Source organism: Phocaeicola sp., from assembly GCF_057861905.1.
The window spans coordinates 45,696-66,197 of sequence record NZ_DBMACV010000005.1 but is presented as its reverse complement, the minus strand read 5'-3'; the positions used below and the strand labels follow the sequence as shown (position 1 = coordinate 66,197).

Genomic DNA, 20,502 nt, shown 5'->3' with positions numbered 1-20,502 from the left:
ATGTATGCCATTGTGGAAGAAATGGAATGAAGAGGAAGCCTGCTTTGCAGTCTGGCGCGTGGAAGAAACTGCAGAACAGTTGCGAGAAATGCTGACTTCTACGGCATTACCTTACGATGAAGAACTTGCATGTCTCAAAGCTGAATCACGTCGGTTGGAATATCTGGCGGTGCGAGTACTGTTGCGTACATTATGTGGCGAAGAAAAACATATCCGGCATCTTCCTTCGGGAAAACCTTATCTTACTGACGGAAGTTTTCATATTACCATTTCTCATACGCGTGGATATGTAGCTGTCGGATTGCATTCACAGAAGGACGTTGGTGTTGATATTGAATATGTATCCGAACGAGTACGTAAGGTGGTAGGGCGTTTTATGTATCCGGAGGAGTTTGATGACGCGACAGATACTTCTTATCTGCTTGTACACTGGTCGGCAAAAGAAACAATGTATAAGCTGATGGGAGTGGAAGAGGTCGACTTTCTGACGCATCTTCGCATATATCCGTTTCAGCTTTTAGCAGAAGGTCGGTGCGAGGGGCAAGAGTTCCGTACTGTCCGTAAAGCTTGCTTTAGCTTGCATTATCTGGTAAATCCTGATTTTGTGTGTACTTGGTGTGTCAATTGAATGCTTTTTTCGAAAGGTTATAATAGAAAATTCCCTTGTCATGTTCTGTGTAATAGAGCTTGACAAGGGAATTTTAGTATGTTCAACTTTTAGAGTTGTGTACTCCTGAATTAATTCTCTTTATTTTTTTGTAGAGTGAAGACGAATTCCAGTCCACCATGAGGATTGTTCTTTGCAAAGATTGTACCGCCGTGGAAAAGTACGGCATTCTTCACAATGGCAAGTCCTAATCCTGTTCCTCCTAATTTACGTGAGCGTCCTTTGTCTACGCGATAGAAGCGTTCGAACAAGCGGTTCAGGTGTTCTTCCGGTACTCCCACGCCCGTATCAGAGAAGCTGAAGTAGTAGAATTTCTCATCTTCGCGGAAACAGTTGATTGTGACCGTAACTCCTGTTCCTGCATACGCAATCGCATTATCCATTAAATTACGGAAAATAGAATAGATAAGTGAACTATTGCCTTCCAGTTTCAGGTCGAATGGTAGCCTATTGACAACCTTTATTTGTTTTTCTTCCAGATTCAGTGCAACTTCGTTCAACATGTTCTCTATCATCTTGCTCAAGTTTACTGTTTCAATCTCTACAAGATGTGGAGCTTCATCCATGCGGGTCAGTACCGATATATCACGCAATAGAATCGTCAGACGGTTACTCTGTGCATAACTGCGCTCCAGAAATGTATGCATCGTAGCCGGAGATATATTAGGATTGTTCAGGATTGTTTCCAGATATCCCTGTATACTGCTTACCGGTGTTTTCAACTCGTGTGCAATATTCTGGGTAAGCTGGCGTTTCAATCGAGCCTGTTCCTCTTCCTGCGTAATATCGATGATAGAAATTTCGAAAGCATGATCTTGAAAGATGATACATTCTACCGAAAATGAACGTGCATTCTTGTCGATATGCAAGGAGAATCTTTTTTCTTCCTTGTGGAAATTACCCTCATTTCTGTTCAGAAAGTCCGTAATGGGCGCCAGTTCCGGTATTGAAAAAACTTCTTCTGTAGAGGCAAGATTATGGTCGGAAATCGTATTTGCATATTGAGTAAACAGATTATTTACCAGAATCTCGTTTCGTTCACGGGTAAAAACTCCGAGTCCTTCATGCGAAGTCTGCAGGTGTGAAATCAATTTTTCACGTTCGATGTACAGTGCTTCCTTTGCCCGGTGTAATCGCTTATATATCTTTATGATATGTTGCGAAATCTCTCCCAACTCATTCTTTGGAAATGTTTCCAGAATATCAAGGTCTATCGGCTCGTTGCGGTCAGCTTTCAAGGCAAACTGTTGCAACTGAGTAATAGAAGTCCCCAACTTATGTGTAAAGCGGTAAAACAGCGTCATCAATATCAGGCTGATGATAATGGTAAACCAAACAAAGCCTGAATCAGCACGCAGATGCTCGCTTAGGCTTACATTGTAAGGTAAGGCAGAGCGTATAATAACCTGCTTGGCAGGGTAGTAACGTGCAGAATAAAAAAATTCTTCTCCGTTCAGACTTTCCGAATAACGACTGATGGAATATCCACTGCCATACATCAGAGCGTCTTGAACTTCTTTTCGGGAGCTATGATTCTTAAACTGGCTTATATCCTTCTGGGTATTATCATAAAGTACCTCACCTTCAGCAGTAATAAGTGTTACGCGCAGATTGGGAATCATATGCGTAGTAACATAGTGCTGTAAGGTATCGACACTGAAATTGTCGTTCTCGCCGATAAAGTCGTATAACTGTGCGTTATAATTCTGTAACTGCGTGTTCAGCAATTCGCTTTTATATGATTTTTCACGCTGATACTGAAAGAGCATAAAGCAGACAGCAAAGGCAAGAAATAAGGATACTACTGAAAGAAAAAGCCGTTTGCTGAATGGTAGTAAGCGGTATGAAAGTTTAGTCATGGTAATCCTTTGAATTATTCACATTCGAAGCAGTAACCATATCCGAGTCGGGTTACTATATATTTGCCGTAATTTCCTATTTTTTTACGCAGGCGAGTAATATTTACATCAATGGTACGGTCGAGTACATATACTTCATCGTTCCATACCTTGGCAAGGATATCTTCGCGTGAAAATACTCGTCCCTGATTTTGGAGCAGCAGCAATAAAATTTCGAACTCCTTTTTGGTAAGAGAAGCCTCTTCGCCATCTATTGTTACCTTCTTTTGAGGAATGTTGATAATAAGTCCTTTATACTGAATCTGTTCTTCTTCCTTGATTTGTACGCCGGCAGTACGACGCAATACAGCCTTTACACGCATGATAACCTCACGCAGGGAGAAAGGTTTTGAAATATAGTCGTCAGCTCCCAGGTTGAATCCGGTGATTGTATCATTTTCCGTATCTTTTGCTGTAATGAAGATGATAGGTATTTCGGCGGTATCTTTGTCTGCCTTTAGCATACGTGCCATCTTGAAACCGGAAATTTCTCCCATCATCACATCCAGCAGTAGTAAGTTGTATTGTGCAATATCCAGTTTCAAAGCCTCCTCGGCAGAGTTAGCTGTGTCTACTGTATATCCTTCCATTTCGAGATTGAACTTCAGAATCTCGCAGAGGTCCTCTTCATCGTCTACAACAAGAATACGATAATCGTTCATAGTGCTTTGTTTATTATTTATTGGTGCAAAGGTGGTGCTTTTTTGTTTCGTCACGATGAAATAGGTATTACAAAGATGTTACAATTCAGGACGGGTAAATTCTCCAACAAGGGAACGGTTCATTTCGGCACGTACTTCCCTGGGAGTCAGGTTATGGCCGAGTAGGAACATCAGTTTTGTCAATACACTTTCTACCGTAGCATCATATCCGCTGATAACACCTGCGTCCAGCAGGTGCAGTCCCGTTTCATATCGTCCCATCTCTACCATGCCTGCCGGACATTGAGAGATGTTCACAATGACGATACCTCGTTGTGTTGCCTCCTTAAGCAGACGAATGAACCAAGGCTTTTGTGGCGCATTTCCCGAACCGTATGTTTTCAGGACTACCGCTTTCAGTCCTGGTATACGGAATACATTACTTACTACATTCTCCTGAATGCCGGGGAATATCGTAAGAATAAGCACATTGGTGTCGAATACATAATGCGGGTGCATCGGAAGATTTAAGTCTGCCTTGCGGATACGGTCGTATTCATATTTGATGTGTATTCCTGCAGTAGCCAGAGGAGGATAATTATACGAGCGGAAAGCATTGAAATTTTCAGCGTTGATTTTGGTGGTACGATTTCCGCGCAGCAATAGATTTTCAAAGAAGATACACACCTCAGGTACGATAGCTCGTCCGTCCGGATGTTTGGCCGCAGCTATTTCGATAGAGGTTATCAGATTTTCTTTTCCGTCGGTACGCAGCACGCCGATGGGCAGCTGGCTTCCTGTCAGGATGACAGGCTTGCTTAGGTTTTCCAGCATGAAGCTGAGTGCCGACGCCGTATAAGCCATGGTATCCGTTCCGTGCAGAATAACGAAACCATCGAAGTTATCGTAATTGTAATGGATAATCTTTACCAGTTTGCTCCATAAAGCAGGTTCCATGTCGGACGAATCGATGGGAGGGTTGAACTGGTAAGACGAGATACGATAATTGAAACGTTTCAATTCCGGAACATTTTCCTGAAGTTGGTCAAAGTTGAAAGCTTCCAGTGCTCCTGTTTCCGGATTCTCGATCATTCCAATCGTACCTCCGGTATAGATTAGCAAAACGGAAGGATAATCTGGCTTAATCATGTTCGTGTCTATTGCTTAATTTGTCACAAAGATAGTGAAAAGAGTTATAACCTCGTAATGTTTGATTTAATAAAATAACAAAATGCTTGTTTTATTGTGATAAATCAATTGTTTGCACCCCGTTGCAGTTTCATTTTTGTTTTTATCGGAGCTTTATATCTTTTAATTTTATAACTCCAGCAGATGCTTCAGGCGGTCGGCGGCCTTTCCGGCATCTCCTTTTTCCTCATTTAGCAGAGTGACAAATTTACTGCCGATTATACATCCGGAAGCATAGGCAGCAGCTGCTTCGTAAGTTTGTCTGTTCGAAATACCGAAGCCTATCATACGCGGATTATGCAGCTTCATCTTTTCAATGCGTCGGAAGTATGCTTGCTTCTGTTCGTCGAAATTTTTTTGTGCTCCAGTGGTAGCTGCCGAAGAAACCATATAAATAAATCCGTCGGTGTGCTGGTCTATTTCACGAATACGCTCTTCGCTGGTTTCGGGAGTTATCAGCATAATGATACGCAGATTGTAACGTTCGGCTACCGGACGGTATTCTTCCTGATAATCTTTGAAAGGCAGGTCGGGTATAATGATACCATCTATTCCACATGTCTGGCAGCTTTGACAGAAATTCTCAAAGCCGTATTGCATAATAGGATTCAGGTACCCCATAAGAATGAGAGGAATATTGACGTTCTGGCGGATATCTTTCAGTTGACCGAAGAGTTTTTTCAGTGTCATTCCGTTTCGCAAGGCTTGGGTTGCAGCCTCTTGGATAACTACACCGTCGGCCATCGGGTCACTGAACGGTATGCCTATTTCTATCAGGTCGATGCCTTTCTGTTCAAGTGTTCTGATAACGGTTGCAGTACTTTCCAGGGTAGGGCTTCCGGCACAGAAATATAAGGAGAGAATATCATGATGTTTGCGGTTGAATAATTCATTAATACGGTTCATAGTTGTATGGTTTTATTTGTTGGTTAATAATCTGAATTGCTTGATAAAATGTTTGAGTTTTGCTACATCTTTGTGTGCCGGAGCAGTTTCGAAGCCACTGTTCAGGTCGATTCCTGCCCAGGCAGGATGATGAAATCCGGACAAAGCCTCCAGACTTTCAGGGCAGATGCCTCCGCTCAGCAGGAAAGGAGTGTTACCGTGATAGCTGCTTAGTATATTCCAGTCGAACGATCGTCCCGAACCTCCGTATTCACGGCATGGCGTATCGAAGAGGAAATAATCGCAGTACGGCACATATTCGTTTGTCCGTTCCACCTCCGAAGAGCTACGAAAGGAGAATGCTTTTATCAGTCTGAATCCTTTTGCCCGAAGTTTCTGACACAGGGCGGGAGATTCCGAGCCATGCAGTTGAAGGTAATCGAGCCTCAGTTCGCTTGCTCGTGTAATAATTGTTTCATAATCGGCGTTGACAAAAACTCCGATACGCTTTGACTGTACGGGAAGATAGAGAGGGGTTGACGAAACAAAGCGTGGGGAACGCTGGTAACAGATAAACCCCATCCAGTCGGCTCCGGCTCTTTCTACTTCACGGATGTTCTCGGGTTGGCGCATGCCACATACTTTAACTATCATAAGGCAGAATGAATATGATGGATAAACTGGCTTAATGCAGTTTCCGGATGATTGGTCTTCATAAAATTCTCCCCAATCAAGAAGCCTCGGAAGCCCGCTTCACGTAACTTGACGACCGTTTCCGCTTGTGAGATTCCGCTTTCCGAAACCAGTACTTTGTCTTGAGGAAGTTTTTCGGCAAGTTGAAATGAGTTCTCTGTGTCGGTATGAAAGGTTCCCAGATTACGGTTGTTTATGCCTATCATATCTATATGGTCGTTGATGTATTCCAGTTCTTCTTCCCGATGTAATTCGAGCAGCACTTCGAGTTGCAGTTCGTGTGCTTCGGATGCCAGCATCTTGCATTCGTCCGGAGTCAGGGCTGCTGCAATCAGCAGTACTGCATCGGCTTGTGCAACCTTGGCTTGTAATAACTGATACCGGCTGATGATGAAATCTTTGCGCAGAATTGGGAGATTGACTGTCGGGAGGGCAATCCGGATATCTTTCAGTGAACCGCCAAAAAACATCTCGTCTGTCAGGATGGAGAGAGCAGCGGCTCCCGCCTGTTCGTAGCCGTGAGGAATTACGGAGGCGTCGGCTTCGCGGTTAATCCAGCCCTTTGATGGGGAACGGCGCTTGAATTCGGCAATGATTCCGGTGGAAGAAGACAGAAGACTCTCTTTCATGCTGCGTGTGGCGGCAATGTTTCCGATGTGGTTTTCGAGAAATGAAGCAGAAACCGCAGCTTCTTGTGCCTCAAGCTCTTTTCGCTTATGTGCGATAATGTCGGTCAATATGTCTTGATTCATGGTGACGTTTTTTTTAAATGTGGTGATGTTTTAATAAAAATGTGCTGACGTTTTCAGTTGTTCATGCTGACGAATTTGCAGAAAGTATTCCATGCCCGTCCACTTTCCAGTGACTCTTTTGCCAATGCCACGCATGTTTCTATCGGTTTTTGCGGTTCACGTGCCTGTATGGCGAACGAAGCATTTATCAGCACGCAGTCGGTTTGTGCCTTGGTAGCCTGATTTTGCAGCACATTGTCGAATATCCGGGCTGCTTCTTCCGGTGTGTTTCCGCCGTACAGCTCCTCGCGTCGGGCAATGGTAAAGCCCAAATCGGAAGGACGATATATTGTTTCGTAACGGTTCGTCATGACCTTGAACTCGTCAGTCAGAGAGATTTCGTCGTATCCGTCGAGGTTGTTGACCACGGCAAAGCCGATGTTCAGACGCTGCAGAGTATTGGTGTAGAGTCGCATTTGCGGAAGATCGGCTACACCCAGCAACTGATAGGCTGGCAGGCACGGGTTCACGAGCGGGCCAAGAAGGTTAAATAAGGTACGTACTTGCAAAGCTTTTCGAACCGGAGCCACGGTTTTCATGGCAGGATTGAAAAGGGGAGCGTGCAGATAGGCCATGCCGCATGCTTCGATGGAGCGGCGCAGCTTGCTTTCGTCGTTTGTAAATTTGACTCCATGCTGTTCCATGACATTGCTGGCTCCGCTGACTGAAGTGGCACCATAGTTGCCGTGTTTGGCGACAGCATATCCGGCTCCTGCTACGACGAAGCAGGCGCAGGTAGAGATATTGAATGTGTTTTTTCCGTCACCTCCCGTACCTACAATGTCAATTGGTTCGAAATCAGAGAAATCAACCGGTACACGGGTAGTGAGAAGTGCTTCACGAAATCCGGTCAGTTCGTTCACCTTTATACCGCGCATCTGGAATACTGTAAGCAGTGACGCAATCTGAGCTTCGTTGTAGTCGCCTCGGGTAATACCCTTCATCAGGTTGTATGCCTCTTCGTGCGAGAGTTCTTCGTGGGCAAAAAGTCGTATAAGTATTTCTTTCATTGTAGTAACATTTTTAGTGATTTAACCAGTTTTGCATCATTTGCTTGCCATCAGGGGTAAGAATTGATTCCGGGTGGAACTGAATGCCTCGAATATCATAATTCCGGTGGCGCAATGCCATGACATATCCTTCGCGACTTACGGCTGTTATTTCCAGACTATCTGGAAATCCGTTTGTATCGACTACCCACGAATGGTAACGTCCTACGGGAATTTCGTGGGGAAGTTGGTGGAAGATGTAATCGTCGGCAGTGATGGTAACCGGACTTTGTATGCCGTGATATACTGTTTCGAGATTCGTCAGTTTACCGCCGAATACCTCGCCGATGGCTTGCTCTCCCAGACAAACTCCCAGTATGGGTTTGCGTCCGGCATATTTCCGGATTACATCCAGCAACAAACCGGCTTCTTCCGGTATTCCCGGTCCCGGCGAAAGTACAATTTTGTCGAACTGTTCCAGTTCGTCCAACTGGAAGCAATCGTTGCGTAGTACTGTTACGTCGGCTCCAAGTTCTTTTATCAAATGACTCAGGTTGTAAGTAAACGAGTCGTAATTGTCTATGATGACTATTTTCATTGTTCCTATGTCTTTTTATAATTTTTCAGCCAGAAGGATTGCCTTTTTCAGTGCTCCCAGCTTGTTGTTGACTTCCTGTAATTCGTTTTCTTCATTGCTCAGTGCCGTAATGCCGCCTCCGGCCTGAAACCAGAGCTCGTTGTTGCGGCTTACAAAGGTTCGGATGGTAATCGCCTGGTTCAGTGAACCGTTTAGTCCGATGAAACCGATACATCCTCCATACACCCCACGGTTGTGTGGCTCTATTTCGCTGATGAGTTGCATGGCACGGACTTTTGGAGCACCACTCAGTGTCCCGGCGGGGAACGTATCGATGAACGTACGTACCGGATTGGTGGTCTTTTCCAGTGTTCCGCTTACCCGGCTTACCAGATGAATGACATGACTGTAATATTGAGGTTCCTTAAAAAATTCGATGTGGGTATTGTGGCAATTGCGGCTCAAGTCATTTCGTGCCAAATCGACCAGCATGACATGTTCGGCATTCTCTTTCGGGTCGGCAAGGAGGGAAGCTGTCAGTTGCCTGTCGGTTTCCTTGTCTCCGCTGCGCCGGGTAGTACCGGCTATCGGATCGATAGTAGCTTGTCCGTTTTCTATCTTGCAGTGGGTTTCGGGAGAAGAACCGAAAATACGGAAACCTCCGAAATCGAAGTAAAACAGATAGGGTGACGGATTGATGCTTCTTAGTGCCCGGTACAGTTTGAAGTCGTCGCCTTGAAACTTCTGGATGAAACGGCGCGAGAGAACTACTTGAAAAACATCTCCCCGCAGGCAGTGGGCTATGCCTTTGCGGATATTGGCTTTATGTTCCTCATCGGTCAGTGTGCTGGTCGTTTCCCCTATGGGATAGAAATCATAAGTCGTATAGTTCCGGTTGTTGATGGCTTTTTCTATTTCATGGATGTGACTGCTGCCTTCCCCATCTTGCATTTCAATCAGTACCATTTCGCTCTTGAAATCGTTGAAGACAATCAGGTATTTGTATAAAATGTAGAGGATTTCGGGTGCGTCGTTCTTTGGGTCACGGCTGTCTTTTACCGGAATCCGTTCGAAATAACGTACGGCATTGAATGTTGTATACCCGTACAACCCGCAGTAGCCGGCATATTCTCCTTCTACCTTGAAGCGGGAAAGAAATTCATTGATGGCATTTTCTGCCGTAAAAGTGTCACTCAGTGCTGTTTCAATACGTGTATCATCGGGAAAGACTGCTGTGGCCATTCCATGGTTGATGCTGATACTTGCTATCGGGTTGAAAGCGATGAACGAACGGTTGTTTTCGGTTCCGTGATAGTCGGAGCTCTCCATCAGTGCGCTTTGTGGAAAGAGGTCGCGTACTTTCAGGTAGGTACTGACCGGAGTATGCAGGTCGCCCAGCATTACTTTATGTGCGGTATGATAAGTATATGTTGTCATCGTATTGTAACTTTAAGGGTGAAAATCAGTTGTTGGCCGGTTCATTGTTTAAATAAGTTTCTATATCCTTGTCGCCTCTTCCCGAAACAGTCAGAACAACGATATCTTCGGGCTTGAATGACAGCTTGTCGAGTGCTCCCAGTGCGTGTGCCGACTCCAGTGCCGGAATAATACCTTCCAGTCGGGTCAGTTCGTAAGCTGCACGGATAGCTTCATCATCGTTGATGGCAAGAACGGTTGCACGGTGCTGTTCGGCCAGATTCGCATGCATGGGTCCGATGCCCGGATAGTCCAGTCCGGCAGAGATAGAATACGGTTCGATAATTTGTCCGTCCTCATCCTGCATCAGCAATGTTTTCGAACCATGAATGATTCCCAACCGGCCCAGGTGGATTGTGGCAGCCGACATTCCGCTGTCTATACCTTTTCCTCCAGCTTCAGCCAGTACAATCTTGACACGTTCGTCGTCGATGTAATGATAAATCGTACCGGCGGCATTGCTTCCTCCGCCTACACAGGCTATCAGGTAGTCGGGGTAATTGCGTCCCTCGTGTTCTTGAAGCTGCTTTTTGATTTCCTCACTGATGACAGATTGCAGACGGGCCACCATGTCGGGATAGGGGTGCGGGCCTACGGTAGAGCCGATCAGGTAATAAGTATCTTCAGGATGACAGCACCAGTCGCGGATAGCCTCGTTTGTAGCATCTTTCAGTGTCATGTTTCCGGAAGTTACGGCTCGTACGGTTGCTCCCAGCATTTTCATTTTCTCCACATTAATGTGCTGGCGTTCCACATCTGTCTTGCCCATATATACGATGCACTCCATGTTCATCAGTGCACATACGGTAGCTGTAGCCACTCCGTGCTGTCCGGCTCCGGTTTCGGCGATGATACGTTTTTTGCCCATACGGTGAGCCAGAAGGACTTGTCCGATAGCATTGTTTATCTTGTGTGCTCCTGTGTGATTCAGGTCTTCTCTTTTCAGATAGATTTTACATCCGTATTTTTCAGAAAGCCGCTTGGCGAGGTACAGTGGAGAGGGGCGTCCCACATAATCGCGCAGGAGCTGGGCGAACTCTTGCTTGAAGCTTTCCGATTCCATGACTTCCAGATATGCGTTTTTCAGATCTTCTACGCATTGGTACAGAATTTCGGGGATATATGCTCCACCGAAGTTTCCATAAAAACCGTTCTTGTCTACTTGATACGTTTTCATAAAAGTGATATTATTGGGGGAAAAACAAAAAAGGCTGTCGTAAGTTACGACAGCCTTTTGCTATATCTTATTACTATAAGTTAAATGGTATATATACACACGACTGATGTTCCCTTACGACTTATGAAGTTGCAAGAGGCGCCACCAGAAGAATGTATTTACCATTGTTTGTTTCATGATGTGTAAATTATAAATTGATTATCGGTTGCAAATGTAGAGATAAAAATGGAATATCCAAATAAAAGAAAAACTTTTTTGCAAAAAAACTGTCTATAATGCACAAAGCTGTTTGCCTTTGCTGCAGGCTGTCGGGTTTCGGACAGGAAGACGACCTGTTTAGTGTACCTCTCTGAAGTGAAGTTTTTATCGGAAGAAGCCGAATATTTCTTGTGAGTAAGAAAAAATCATCAGGACATTGGGCAAATCGGTTCTGAAATTTGTTTATGTACGAATAATAAGGTATATTCGTATTATAATAAATTTTAGCTGACATATGAAATCATTAAGTTATGCTGCCCTGGGCAGCGTGTGTGCACTGGTAATCGGAATATTGCTGGTGATATGGCCTGAAGCTGCCATTATTTATCTTGTCATCACGGTAGGAGTGCTTTTCTTGTTGCCGGGCCTGATGGGATTGTTATCCTATGTTTTTTATCGGCGCAGGAATACCGAAGTGGAGAGAACATTTCCTATTATAGCACTGGGCAGTACTTTGCTGGGATTCTGGCTGATGATTATGCCGGACTTTTTTGTGAATATTCTGATGTATCTGCTGGGAGTACTTCTCGTATTGGGTAGTTTGTCGCAGCTGATAAACTTCATATCAGTTCGCAAAATCATAAAAGTTCCCGTTTTTCTATATGTGATTTCGGTCTTGATTTTAGCTGCGGGCATTGTTATCCTTTTCAATCCGTTTACGGCAGCCACCATTCCGTTTATTGTTCTCGGAATAGCATCCATCGTATATGCTTTGAATGATCTTATTCGCCTTTTGTTTTATTACGGCAAACGGAACAAGAATGTGACGGATGTAAAAATTATAGAGGAATAGTTGGATTTTTTCCAACTATTCCATGTTACGGTATTGCTTGGGCGACATGCCTGTATATCGTTTAAAGTACTTCCCGAAGAAAGAAATATCGGGGAAGTTTAATGAATATGCGATTTCCTGAATGGTCAGCTCGGTGGAGCGGAGTTTCGCCTGGGCATCGCGTATTACAAAAGTCGATATGATATCTGTCAGGGTTTTCCCTGTTGTTTTCTTGATTGTCGTACTGAGATGCTGAGGCGATAAGTGCATTTTCTCGGCATAGAACGAAATGTTGCGTTCCTGCTTGTAGTTTTGTATGACAATTCGAATCAGTTCCTTTACTATTTCCTGATTGCGGTTGTATCGGGGGCGTTCGCTTCCTTCTCTTTGTTTATATATATTTCCTAAGCCTAATATCAGCTGGCTGCATATTAAATAGGCTTGTTCGTTCCTGATGAAGGTGTCTTGCAGACGCATTGCCTTAATCAGTACCTTAAAATATTCATAGAATATCCCTGCGGCCTCGGGGCTCAGTTCGATAACCGGTTCTTCAAATATCGATGGGGTATATTCAATCATGCGTGAAAACATGGGAGGACTCTGGACCAGTTTTTGAGAAAATCCTACAAAAATAAACCGGCAATCCTTGCTTTCATCCATTATTTGTACAAACTGATGTGGAAAAATAATGGCAATCGTATTCTTCTTTAGTTCGTATTTGTTCAGGTGTATAGTGATTGTACAGTTCCCCCGGATACACAGCAAGAAAAGACATCCAGGCATTTGAACCGGATTCTTAAAGAGATTCTTGATGTTGCCTATGAGGTCAATGCCTGTCAGCATATCAATATTTTCTGGTATAGACTCTAATGAGTTTATTCGTTTCATTTAATTCTTCTTTATATAATCTGTAGCAAATATAATTTTTTTGCCTGAGAGTTCCAAATGTTACACATTTGTGCTTAGATTCGTTAAGAAACTAATTTTTAATATGATGAAATATGTATTACAATGTGAAAAAGACTTAACGGGAAGTACGATGAAAGAATAGATTTTGTATTTTCGTAACCAGTACGAAAACTATAAATTTAATATCGTGAAAAACAGTAATTTGTATTTGGTTAGTTTGGTCTTAGTGGCCATTTTGGGCGGTCTTCTTTTCGGATATGACACCGCTGTTATTTCAGGAGCAGAACAAGCTCTTCAGAAACATTTGGGATTAAACGCATTTTGGCATGGCATTACAGCTTCCAGTGCATTGATCGGGTGTGTAATAGGTGGAGCCATCTCCGGAGTATGTGCTTCACGCATGGGGCGGCGTAATTCTCTACGTCTGTCGGCTGTGCTGCTTTTCCTGTCGGCATTGGGTTCGTATTATCCGGAATTTATCTTTTTCGATAAGGGAGATACGTCGTTTGCCCTGATTTTGGCATTCAATTTCTACCGTATATTGGGTGGCGTAGGTGTAGGTTTGGCCTCTGCTATCAGTCCGATGTACATTGCCGAAGTTGCTCCTTCCGAAATTCGTGGTAAACTTGTTTCATGTAATCAGTTTGCCGTAATCTTTGGTATGCTGGTGGTTTATTTTGTGAATTACATGATTAAGGATGGAATGACTGAAGAAACCCTGGTATCCGACGGATGGCGTCAGATGTTCTTGTCGGAAGCTTATCCGGCAGCCGTATTTGCAATTCTTCTTTTCTTTGTCCCGAAAACTCCACGTTATCTGGTTATGGAAGGAAATGACTCAAAGGCTCTCTATGTGCTGGAGCGCATCAACGGTCCGGAAAAGGCAAAGAAAATTTTCTCGGACATTAAGTCGGTTACAGCCGAGAAGACCGAGAAGCTGTTTACTTATGGTGTGTCTGTGATTGTCATCGGAATTTTACTTTCTGTCTTCCAGCAGGCTATCGGTATTAATGCCGTGCTTTATTATGCTCCTCGTATTTTCGAAAAGATTGGCGGCGGAGGCGACGGTATGATGCAGACGGTTATTATGGGTATAGTAAATATTACCTTTACGCTGGTTGCTATCTTTACGGTAGAGAAGGTGGGAAGAAAGCCATTGCTTATTATCGGATCTATAGGTATGGCTATCGGTGCACTGGGTACTGCGGCTTGCGATGAGTTCCATGTGAGCGGAATGGTGGCTGTTTTGTGTATCATTGTTTACTCTGCTGCATTTATGATGTCGTGGGGACCGATTACGTGGGTGTTGATCGCCGAAATATTCCCTAACACAATCCGTAGTAAGGCTGTTGCCATTGCAGTAGCTTTCCAGTGGATATTTAATTATCTCGTATCGTCTACTTTCCCGGCTATGTACGAAGTCAGTCCGTTCTTTGCCTATTCGCTGTACGGCGTAATCTGTGTGATAGCTGCTATCTTTGTATGGAAGTGGGTACCTGAAACAAAGGGTAGAACCTTGGAGGAAATGAATCAGCTCTGGCTTAGCCGAAGCAAACGCTAAATAGGCTTAACCGGAAAACTATTAAGATAAAATAAACACCGGATTATTTATAGATTTCAGAAAGCGGGAAAATGGATGTCAGCGTCTGTTTTTCCGCTTTCTTTTTGCTGTTTCCCGTCATTTGTCCGACTTTGGTATGTGGATGAAGACCTGGATAAGAAAATTTGTCTGGGCGTGTCTATAAACGGCGTCAGCTGTGTACTTGCCGGCTGGTGGAATGATTATGGATGGGCCTGCGTATGCGTGGAAAAACGTCGGCACGTCTTGGACGATTTTTGTACAAATTATTTTTGTTTTTGTACAAATTTTGTTCTGAATAAGGTGAGATGTAGTTTCGTTTCCCGTGAAGTTTGAAATAGCCTGTCGGCGTAAATTCTATATTGTCGGGGGGATTATAGGGGAGGACAGGCAAGCATAAGCTGTTATAAAAGCGAAGCGGACAAACTGAAAACTCAGTCTGCCCGCCTCTATACTCTTTCAGCAAAAAATTATCTTAATGAATTTTAGAAGAACAAGTAACGCTTGTCTACGATTTCAGCTTTGTCGCGCAGTTCGTAGATGCACTGTCCGGCATAGCGTACAGCCATACCAGAGAGAGCTGCTTCTTCTTTCTTTGCATCAAATTTCTCTGTACCTTTTTCCTTGTTGTATACCTGAATCATGTAAACTCCGGCATTACCTTTGATAGGAGCAGAAACTTTGTTCAGATCAGTCTTTGATGCATATGCACTGATTGCAGGTTCGCTGGCACGAGTTACAGCAATAAATGCAGGAGCATTGAATGTAACATGTTTAACAGTATCGCTGATAGCGTCTTTCATTCCCTTAACCTGTGCTAAAGAGTTGAAGCCTTTCATCTGGTCCATAATCTTTTCAGCTTTCTTGTCGCGAAGAATTTCACTCTTCAGCATGTCAGAAACCTTATTGATGTTTACGTAACCTTCCGGATTTACGGCTTCCAGAGCTACTACCATCAGGTGATCGTTTTCACCACATTCATACAATGGAGAAACGTCGCCCGGTTTTGCGCTGAATACCCATTTCAAAGCTTCGCGAGTAGATTTTACGCCACCTACATAATGTTCGTCGCTGCGGAAGTTAGCACGTGGAGTAACACTGTATCCAGCTTCTTCTGCATTCTTTTCAAGATTCTTGATTGTTGTATTCTGAGCTACAAACTGGCTGAACTTATTGTAAGCCTTGTTGTAAGTTTCCTTGCTGAATTCAACAGGACGTTTGATGACAGCTACTGTATATTTGTCTTTCATCGCCTTCTTGTTTATTACCTGCAGGATAAGATTTGCCTGACCTACTTTGATGTTTGCCAGTTCGTCAACAGGCTGAGAAATCAGTTTGTTGATGAAAGTAGCGTTGTCTGCATCCAGTGAGGCACCTTCCCAGCTCTGAGAGTTAACCCAGTTTGCTTCGCCGGTCTGACCATATTTCTTTGCAAGTTCAGCAAAATCTGCTCCACCCTTCAGTGCGTTGTAAATACTGTCTGCCAATGTTGCTGTCTTAGCTTCTGTATCAGCATATACCTGAATCTGACGGAACTGGATAGAGTCTGGAGCTGTAGTCTTGGCAATAATCTTGAACGCATTGTAAGAATCGTCGGCCTGGTTGTAGTAAGGACCATATACTTCGTTGACAGAAGTAGAATCCAAACGGCTTGCAATGTCAGAAGGTAATACTGTTTTGCTTACCGGTACATCTGCAAACGGAATAACAGAACCTGTAGAGCGGACAAATGCGGCATAGTCGCTTGTTGTATTTGTCAGCTGGCTGCTGTATTCTGTAACCTCTTTTTGAACTTCCTGACGGTCGGCGTCAGAAGGAACGATACGTACATCGATAAATTTGATGTCGCGTGTCTCAACAGGCTGTTTGAACGATTCTTTTCTTTCTTCATATAGTTTCTTGATGTCTTCGTTCGAAACTGTGATTGTAGAATCGCTGATGCTTGAATAAGGAACACCTGCCAGCAATAAGTCAGACTGAGCTGTACGTCCGTTGAATGCATCTTCTGCTGCAACCGGATTTGAAATTAGTGATTTTGCAATCAGGTTCTGGTATTTTTCTGCAAGTACAGACTGTTTTAAAGTCTTTTCGATGAACTTCCAGAAGTTACCCATCTTCTGATAGTATTCAACATACTGTGCAGGCATTTTGCTTGTGTCCAGATTTGCATAGTCTACCAAGAACTTCTTCAACATATCTTTATCGAAGGCGCCTGTTTGCGGGTTACGGAACGGAGTCTGCATCAGCAGCGGATTGGTTCCTTCATCGATAATAGCCTGAAGTTCTTTGTCTGTAACTTTCAGTCCAAGTTTCTTCGCTTCAGCAGCTATCAGTTCGTTTGTTACGTATGTGTTCCAAACCTGATCTTTGATATTAGTCAGCTGATCGTCGTTTAATGAATTCAGTCCGTTGGTCAGTTTGATTACTTCGCTGAATTCGTCTACCATTTTTTGATAGTCCTGAACGGAGAGTGTGTTTCCATTTATTTCTCCAGCGTCTTGTTTCCCTTGATGCGGCTGAAGAATTTTCCACGCATCACCTGCAATGAAGGCAAAAAGGGCAAGACCGATTACAATGACCAAAAGAGGTCCTTTGCTTCTGATTGTTTGTAAAGTTGCCATTTAAAGTTATTATTTTTTGTTTATTGTTTTTTTTCTTTAGCGCACGAAGATACAAAAAATGTACTTAGTAGGCTCTTTTTTATAGAAAAATTTTTATTTTAAGAGCTTTTAAATAGCTTATTTGTTAACTTTTAGCTTAACCAGCTCTATTTTTGTTGCTGTAACTTTGATGATTTTAAACTGGAAGTTTCCTATCGTTATTGTTTCGTGCATTTTAGGGAAACTTTGATATTCGTGTAGGATAAGCCCACCTATCGTTTGATATTCATCACTTTCTGGTAGTTTTAATCCGAATTCCTCATTCGCTTTTTCAATTTCTACACGTCCGGAAAATATGTATTCGTTTTCTCCAATATTTTTGGCTATGCTGGAGTTGGTATCATGTTCGTCTTCAATGTCACCGAAGATTTGTTCTACCAAGTCTTCCATGGAAACCAGTCCTGATGTTCCTCCAAATTCGTCTACAACGATTGCCAGTGAGCGCTTTTGTTGCATAAGCTGCTGCATAAGTTTGTGGGCGCTCATCGTTTCTGGTATGATGGGGATTGTGCGTATATGCTGGCGCCAGTCGGTCAGTGATTTAAACATCTCGGATGAATGTATATAGCCGATAACGTTGTCTATATCTTCTTGGTAAACGATGACTTTGCTTATTCCATGCTCAATGAATTCTGCTTTCAGCTCGTCCAGCGTGGCATTGACATCTACAGCAATGATTTCGGTACGCGGAACCATGCAGTCGCGTACTTTGATACTGGAAAAGTCGAGTGCATTCCGGAATATTTCTATTTCGGTGTCAATAGCATTCTGGTCTTGTACCTTTTCGATACTGCTCTGTATGAAATAGTCCAGATCTACTTTAGTAAATGCTTTATCTTGGGTTTCCTTGTTTATTTTGGTTCCTGTAAGATAAAGGATACAGGTTGACAGGGAAGAGGCAAAGCGGCTGATCGGATACAGTATCAGGTAACAGATAAATGTCGGTATGGCAAATGCGCGTAATGTGCTGTTAGGACTTATCTTAAATAAAGTCTTGGGTAGGAATTCTCCTGTTACGAGAATGATTGCTGTAGATATAAGTGTTTCTATTGTAACCAAAGCTACCTGATTGTTGATGATGCCTATCAGGATATACTCTTCTATCAGTTGAGCCATCCAAATACCATACACAACCAAAGCTATATTGTTTCCCACCAGCATGGTTGAAATGAAATTATTGGGATTGCGATAAAAAATGGATAAAATACGGGCTTGTATGCCATTGTCCTTTTCCATTTCAAAACGCAACTTGTTGGAAGAAACAAAGGCAATTTCCATTCCTGAAAAGAATGCGGAAAATGCCATTGATATAAGTAGTTCTATAATTAGTCCCATATTGAATTGGTACAGAGTTTTCTATTTTTGGGTCGTATCAGCTGGTGCCGTATCTTCTACCGTAAATATACCTGTATTGTTGAATATTTGATATTCTGTCATCTGCTGATTCGATTCGAATCCGTATCCCGTCAGTATTTTGTCTGGCTGTTCGATACGTATGAATTGATCGGAATAGATTTTTTCTTTTCCTTGATCCCAGTACATAAGCTGGGTATCGAATTTATCTCCACGTTGACTGCGGATATGTACATTGCTTCGGAGCTCCCATAGCTTCTTGGGCTCGTAATAATAGGCGGTATCTGCTTTTATACTTGCATCAATATGAAAAAGCGTGTCGAACTTTTCGAGATAGATGCCTTTTTCGAATGCCCAGAAAGGAGTATCAACTTCACTGTAGATTAGCCATTCGGCCGTGATTATTTTATAACGGATCATACCAGAGTCGGATATAAAAGTCGTGACGCCGGTAGTACGCATGTCTGGCAGTGAATCTTTTTCATTGACAGCTGCTGCCAGTTCTTTCTTTTTGCTACATGCAGGCAATAAAATAAACATAACAGCTGCCCAGATGGCAACTGTTATGTTTAAAATCATTATATGTTTTTTGTTGGTCACTCTATATGACATATAAAGTATTTATCTGATTGTTGTAGTTTCACCAATCCATCCACCGATAGTTACTGAATCACCCTTCTTCAAGCCCAGGAAGAACAAGTCTTCATCTTTCGGAGTATATGCAGAATAGCTTCCGATCAGCTTGTTAGCTTCTTCTGCTACACTTGGATCTACACTCTTGGCGCGCTGCAATTTATCGATAGCTGCGAAGTAAGTACATTTGTTCAAAGCTGCTTCATCACCCCAGTTTGGACTAGCTGCATACATCTGTGCAATCAGGATATATGCTTTACCCATGTTCGGATTGTAAGAAAGAGCTTTGTTTGCATATTGTCTTGCTTTGCCATACATTTTCTGGCTCATAATAGCAATTGCAGCTTTGTAGCAGTTTTCTGCTTTTTCCATAGGATCTTGTTCGAGTTCGATTGCTTCGTCGAAGTAGCTGACACTCTTGTTGATGTCACCTTTCTTGTAGTACATGTAACCACATCCAAGAGCTGTTGCTGCAGTCGGTTCGATAGCGTGAGCTGCTTCTGAGGCCTGGAAATAAGCTTCTTCGTTTGTACATTTCAAGATTTCCATAACAGAGATAACCTGTTTCAGATAATCAAGATTTGATTTGTTCTGTGCAACTTTAGGACCATAGATAGACTGCATGTCTTCACAAGTAGCTGTACCGCTATTGATGAAGTAAGCATCTACATTGTCTTTTGCCGTTTTCAGTAATTTCTTAGTCTTTTCTGCTGTTGTAGCTTTGTAAGCAGCATCAGCATAACCAGAAACTGTCAGGTAGTCCTGAATGAATTGTTCTTTATGGGTATTGTCTGCTTTCAGTTTACGCAGTGACAAGTCCATCATATCCTGGAACATGAAGTAATCTGCGTTTTCTTTTTCCAGATCGATAGCCTCTTTTTCTATACCATAAGCAGTGTTAACATCCAGATTAGGACCAGAGAAAACGATAAGGTCATGAGCTTTCATACCCAAGATGGAACCTTTTGTTGTCGGATTTCTAACCAAACCATTCAGTTGATCCAAGTATTTGATACGCTGGTCGTGTACAGACATCAACTCGTTTAAGTAAGTCTTTTGCTGTGCAGCATCTTTAGATTCAGCGATCAAGGCACGAAGAATCTTAGCACCGTTAGTATAAGTTCCTACTTGTGCCAACGGAGCTTCTGTAAATACGGCTTTCCAAGGAGTGTATGCATCCTTGAAGTTGTTAGTCTTTACGTATTCAGTATAAATACTGATGTTCTGGAGGCAACGGAGACTGTCTTCTCCATGTCCAAAACGAGAACCATCTTCCACTCCTTTTTGAGCGAAAACTGCTGTTGTACCCAATGAAAGCACAGCCAGCATTGTAAACATCTTCATTTTCATCGTATA

General features: G+C 43.1%; 18 protein-coding genes. 3 read left to right on the top strand and 15 right to left on the bottom strand.

What is annotated here, in order from left to right:
• The first annotated feature begins 4 nt into the window (after positions 1-4).
• On the top strand, positions 5-628 hold the full coding sequence (locus tag ACZM60_RS01930) for a 4'-phosphopantetheinyl transferase superfamily protein (RefSeq protein WP_021971961.1): 624 nt from the start codon (positions 5-7) through the stop codon (positions 626-628).
• 110 nt (positions 629-738) lie between these two features.
• Here the strand turns inward: ACZM60_RS01930 and phoR are convergent, their stop codons facing one another.
• The 10 genes from phoR to trpB form a co-directional block, all read right to left on the bottom strand.
• Positions 739-2,526, bottom strand: a complete 1,788-nt coding sequence (phoR, locus tag ACZM60_RS01925) for a two-component system sensor histidine kinase PhoR (RefSeq protein ID WP_489520652.1) — start codon at positions 2,524-2,526, stop codon at positions 739-741.
• 14 nt (positions 2,527-2,540) lie between these two features.
• Entirely contained in the window at positions 2,541-3,227 is a 687-nt protein-coding gene (gene phoB, locus ACZM60_RS01920) for a two-component system response regulator PhoB (protein ID WP_021971963.1), read from the bottom strand.
• Between the two features lie 78 nt (positions 3,228-3,305).
• Positions 3,306-4,355 carry an asparaginase gene (locus ACZM60_RS01915; RefSeq protein ID WP_021971964.1) on the bottom strand — a complete coding sequence of 350 codons (1,050 nt, stop codon included), beginning with the start codon at positions 4,353-4,355 and terminating at the stop codon, positions 3,306-3,308.
• A 168-nt stretch (positions 4,356-4,523) separates the two neighbouring features.
• The gene (trpA, locus tag ACZM60_RS01910; RefSeq protein ID WP_021971965.1) at positions 4,524-5,300 is read right to left on the bottom strand and encodes a tryptophan synthase subunit alpha; all 777 of its coding nucleotides are present in this window, start codon (positions 5,298-5,300) and stop codon (positions 4,524-4,526) included.
• Between the two features lie 12 nt (positions 5,301-5,312).
• Entirely contained in the window at positions 5,313-5,933 is a 621-nt protein-coding gene (locus ACZM60_RS01905) for a phosphoribosylanthranilate isomerase (RefSeq protein WP_489520651.1), read from the bottom strand.
• Positions 5,930-6,724, bottom strand: a complete 795-nt coding sequence (trpC, locus tag ACZM60_RS01900) for an indole-3-glycerol phosphate synthase TrpC (RefSeq protein ID WP_489520650.1) — start codon at positions 6,722-6,724, stop codon at positions 5,930-5,932. The genes ACZM60_RS01905 and trpC overlap by 4 nt, the downstream gene beginning before the upstream one ends.
• A 53-nt stretch (positions 6,725-6,777) precedes the next feature.
• Entirely contained in the window at positions 6,778-7,773 is a 996-nt protein-coding gene (trpD, locus tag ACZM60_RS01895; RefSeq protein ID WP_021971968.1) for an anthranilate phosphoribosyltransferase, read from the bottom strand.
• A 13-nt stretch (positions 7,774-7,786) separates the two neighbouring features.
• Positions 7,787-8,350, bottom strand: a complete 564-nt coding sequence (locus ACZM60_RS01890; protein WP_021971969.1) for an anthranilate synthase component II — start codon at positions 8,348-8,350, stop codon at positions 7,787-7,789.
• A 15-nt stretch (positions 8,351-8,365) separates the two neighbouring features.
• The gene (locus ACZM60_RS01885; protein ID WP_340319031.1) at positions 8,366-9,766 is read right to left on the bottom strand and encodes an anthranilate synthase component I family protein; all 1,401 of its coding nucleotides are present in this window, start codon (positions 9,764-9,766) and stop codon (positions 8,366-8,368) included.
• Positions 9,767-9,791: 25 nt separating this feature from the next.
• Positions 9,792-10,982, bottom strand: a complete 1,191-nt coding sequence (trpB, locus tag ACZM60_RS01880) for a tryptophan synthase subunit beta (RefSeq protein ID WP_489520649.1) — start codon at positions 10,980-10,982, stop codon at positions 9,792-9,794.
• A 493-nt stretch (positions 10,983-11,475) separates the two neighbouring features.
• Here trpB and ACZM60_RS01875 point away from each other — a divergent pair, with 493 nt between their 5' ends.
• The gene (locus ACZM60_RS01875) at positions 11,476-12,033 is read left to right on the top strand and encodes an HdeD family acid-resistance protein (RefSeq protein WP_340319029.1); all 558 of its coding nucleotides are present in this window, start codon (positions 11,476-11,478) and stop codon (positions 12,031-12,033) included.
• A gap of 15 nt (positions 12,034-12,048) precedes the next feature.
• Here the strand turns inward: ACZM60_RS01875 and ACZM60_RS01870 are convergent, their stop codons facing one another.
• On the bottom strand, positions 12,049-12,900 hold the full coding sequence (locus tag ACZM60_RS01870; RefSeq protein ID WP_021971973.1) for a helix-turn-helix domain-containing protein: 852 nt from the start codon (positions 12,898-12,900) through the stop codon (positions 12,049-12,051).
• A 205-nt stretch (positions 12,901-13,105) separates the two neighbouring features.
• On the opposite strand from ACZM60_RS01870, the gene xylE reads away from it, so the two are divergent.
• On the top strand, positions 13,106-14,482 hold the full coding sequence (xylE, locus tag ACZM60_RS01865; RefSeq protein WP_418586962.1) for a D-xylose transporter XylE: 1,377 nt from the start codon (positions 13,106-13,108) through the stop codon (positions 14,480-14,482).
• Between the two features lie 503 nt (positions 14,483-14,985).
• Here the strand turns inward: xylE and ACZM60_RS01860 are convergent.
• The 4 genes from ACZM60_RS01860 to ACZM60_RS01845 all read right to left on the bottom strand — a co-directional run bounded on the left by ACZM60_RS01860 (position 14,986) and on the right by ACZM60_RS01845 (position 20,496).
• The gene (locus tag ACZM60_RS01860) at positions 14,986-17,121 is read right to left on the bottom strand and encodes a peptidylprolyl isomerase (RefSeq protein WP_489520648.1); all 2,136 of its coding nucleotides are present in this window, start codon (positions 17,119-17,121) and stop codon (positions 14,986-14,988) included.
• 117 nt (positions 17,122-17,238) lie between these two features.
• Complete coding sequence (locus ACZM60_RS01855; protein WP_340319026.1) at positions 17,239-18,495, bottom strand: hemolysin family protein; 1,257 nt, start codon at positions 18,493-18,495, stop codon at positions 17,239-17,241.
• A gap of 21 nt (positions 18,496-18,516) precedes the next feature.
• Positions 18,517-19,125, bottom strand: a complete 609-nt coding sequence (gene lptC, locus ACZM60_RS01850) for an LPS export ABC transporter periplasmic protein LptC (protein WP_021971977.1) — start codon at positions 19,123-19,125, stop codon at positions 18,517-18,519.
• Positions 19,126-19,134: 9 nt separating this feature from the next.
• Complete coding sequence (locus tag ACZM60_RS01845) at positions 19,135-20,496, bottom strand: tetratricopeptide repeat protein (RefSeq protein ID WP_021971978.1); 1,362 nt, start codon at positions 20,494-20,496, stop codon at positions 19,135-19,137.
• Positions 20,497-20,502: the final 6 nt, after the last annotated feature.

Excerpts from the sequence above, each read along its gene's own strand:
- ACZM60_RS01930 (WP_021971961.1), top strand. The coding sequence starts at position 5 with ATGCCATTGTGGAAGAAATGGAATGAAGAGGAAGCCTGCTTTGCAGTC.
- phoR (WP_489520652.1), bottom strand. The coding sequence starts at position 2,526 with ATGACTAAACTTTCATACCGCTTACTACCATTCAGCAAACGGCTTTTT.
- phoB (WP_021971963.1), bottom strand. The coding sequence starts at position 3,227 with ATGAACGATTATCGTATTCTTGTTGTAGACGATGAAGAGGACCTCTGC.
- ACZM60_RS01915 (WP_021971964.1), bottom strand. The coding sequence starts at position 4,355 with ATGATTAAGCCAGATTATCCTTCCGTTTTGCTAATCTATACCGGAGGT.
- trpA (WP_021971965.1), bottom strand. The coding sequence starts at position 5,300 with ATGAACCGTATTAATGAATTATTCAACCGCAAACATCATGATATTCTC.
- ACZM60_RS01905 (WP_489520651.1), bottom strand. The coding sequence starts at position 5,933 with ATGATAGTTAAAGTATGTGGCATGCGCCAACCCGAGAACATCCGTGAA.
- trpC (WP_489520650.1), bottom strand. The coding sequence starts at position 6,724 with ATGAATCAAGACATATTGACCGACATTATCGCACATAAGCGAAAAGAG.
- trpD (WP_021971968.1), bottom strand. The coding sequence starts at position 7,773 with ATGAAAGAAATACTTATACGACTTTTTGCCCACGAAGAACTCTCGCAC.
- ACZM60_RS01890 (WP_021971969.1), bottom strand. The coding sequence starts at position 8,350 with ATGAAAATAGTCATCATAGACAATTACGACTCGTTTACTTACAACCTG.
- ACZM60_RS01885 (WP_340319031.1), bottom strand. The coding sequence starts at position 9,766 with ATGACAACATATACTTATCATACCGCACATAAAGTAATGCTGGGCGAC.
- trpB (WP_489520649.1), bottom strand. The coding sequence starts at position 10,982 with ATGAAAACGTATCAAGTAGACAAGAACGGTTTTTATGGAAACTTCGGT.
- ACZM60_RS01875 (WP_340319029.1), top strand. The coding sequence starts at position 11,476 with ATGAAATCATTAAGTTATGCTGCCCTGGGCAGCGTGTGTGCACTGGTA.
- ACZM60_RS01870 (WP_021971973.1), bottom strand. The coding sequence starts at position 12,900 with ATGAAACGAATAAACTCATTAGAGTCTATACCAGAAAATATTGATATG.
- ACZM60_RS01860 (WP_489520648.1), bottom strand. The coding sequence starts at position 17,121 with ATGGCAACTTTACAAACAATCAGAAGCAAAGGACCTCTTTTGGTCATT.
- ACZM60_RS01855 (WP_340319026.1), bottom strand. The coding sequence starts at position 18,495 with ATGGGACTAATTATAGAACTACTTATATCAATGGCATTTTCCGCATTC.
- lptC (WP_021971977.1), bottom strand. The coding sequence starts at position 19,125 with ATGTCATATAGAGTGACCAACAAAAAACATATAATGATTTTAAACATA.
- ACZM60_RS01845 (WP_021971978.1), bottom strand. The coding sequence starts at position 20,496 with ATGAAAATGAAGATGTTTACAATGCTGGCTGTGCTTTCATTGGGTACA.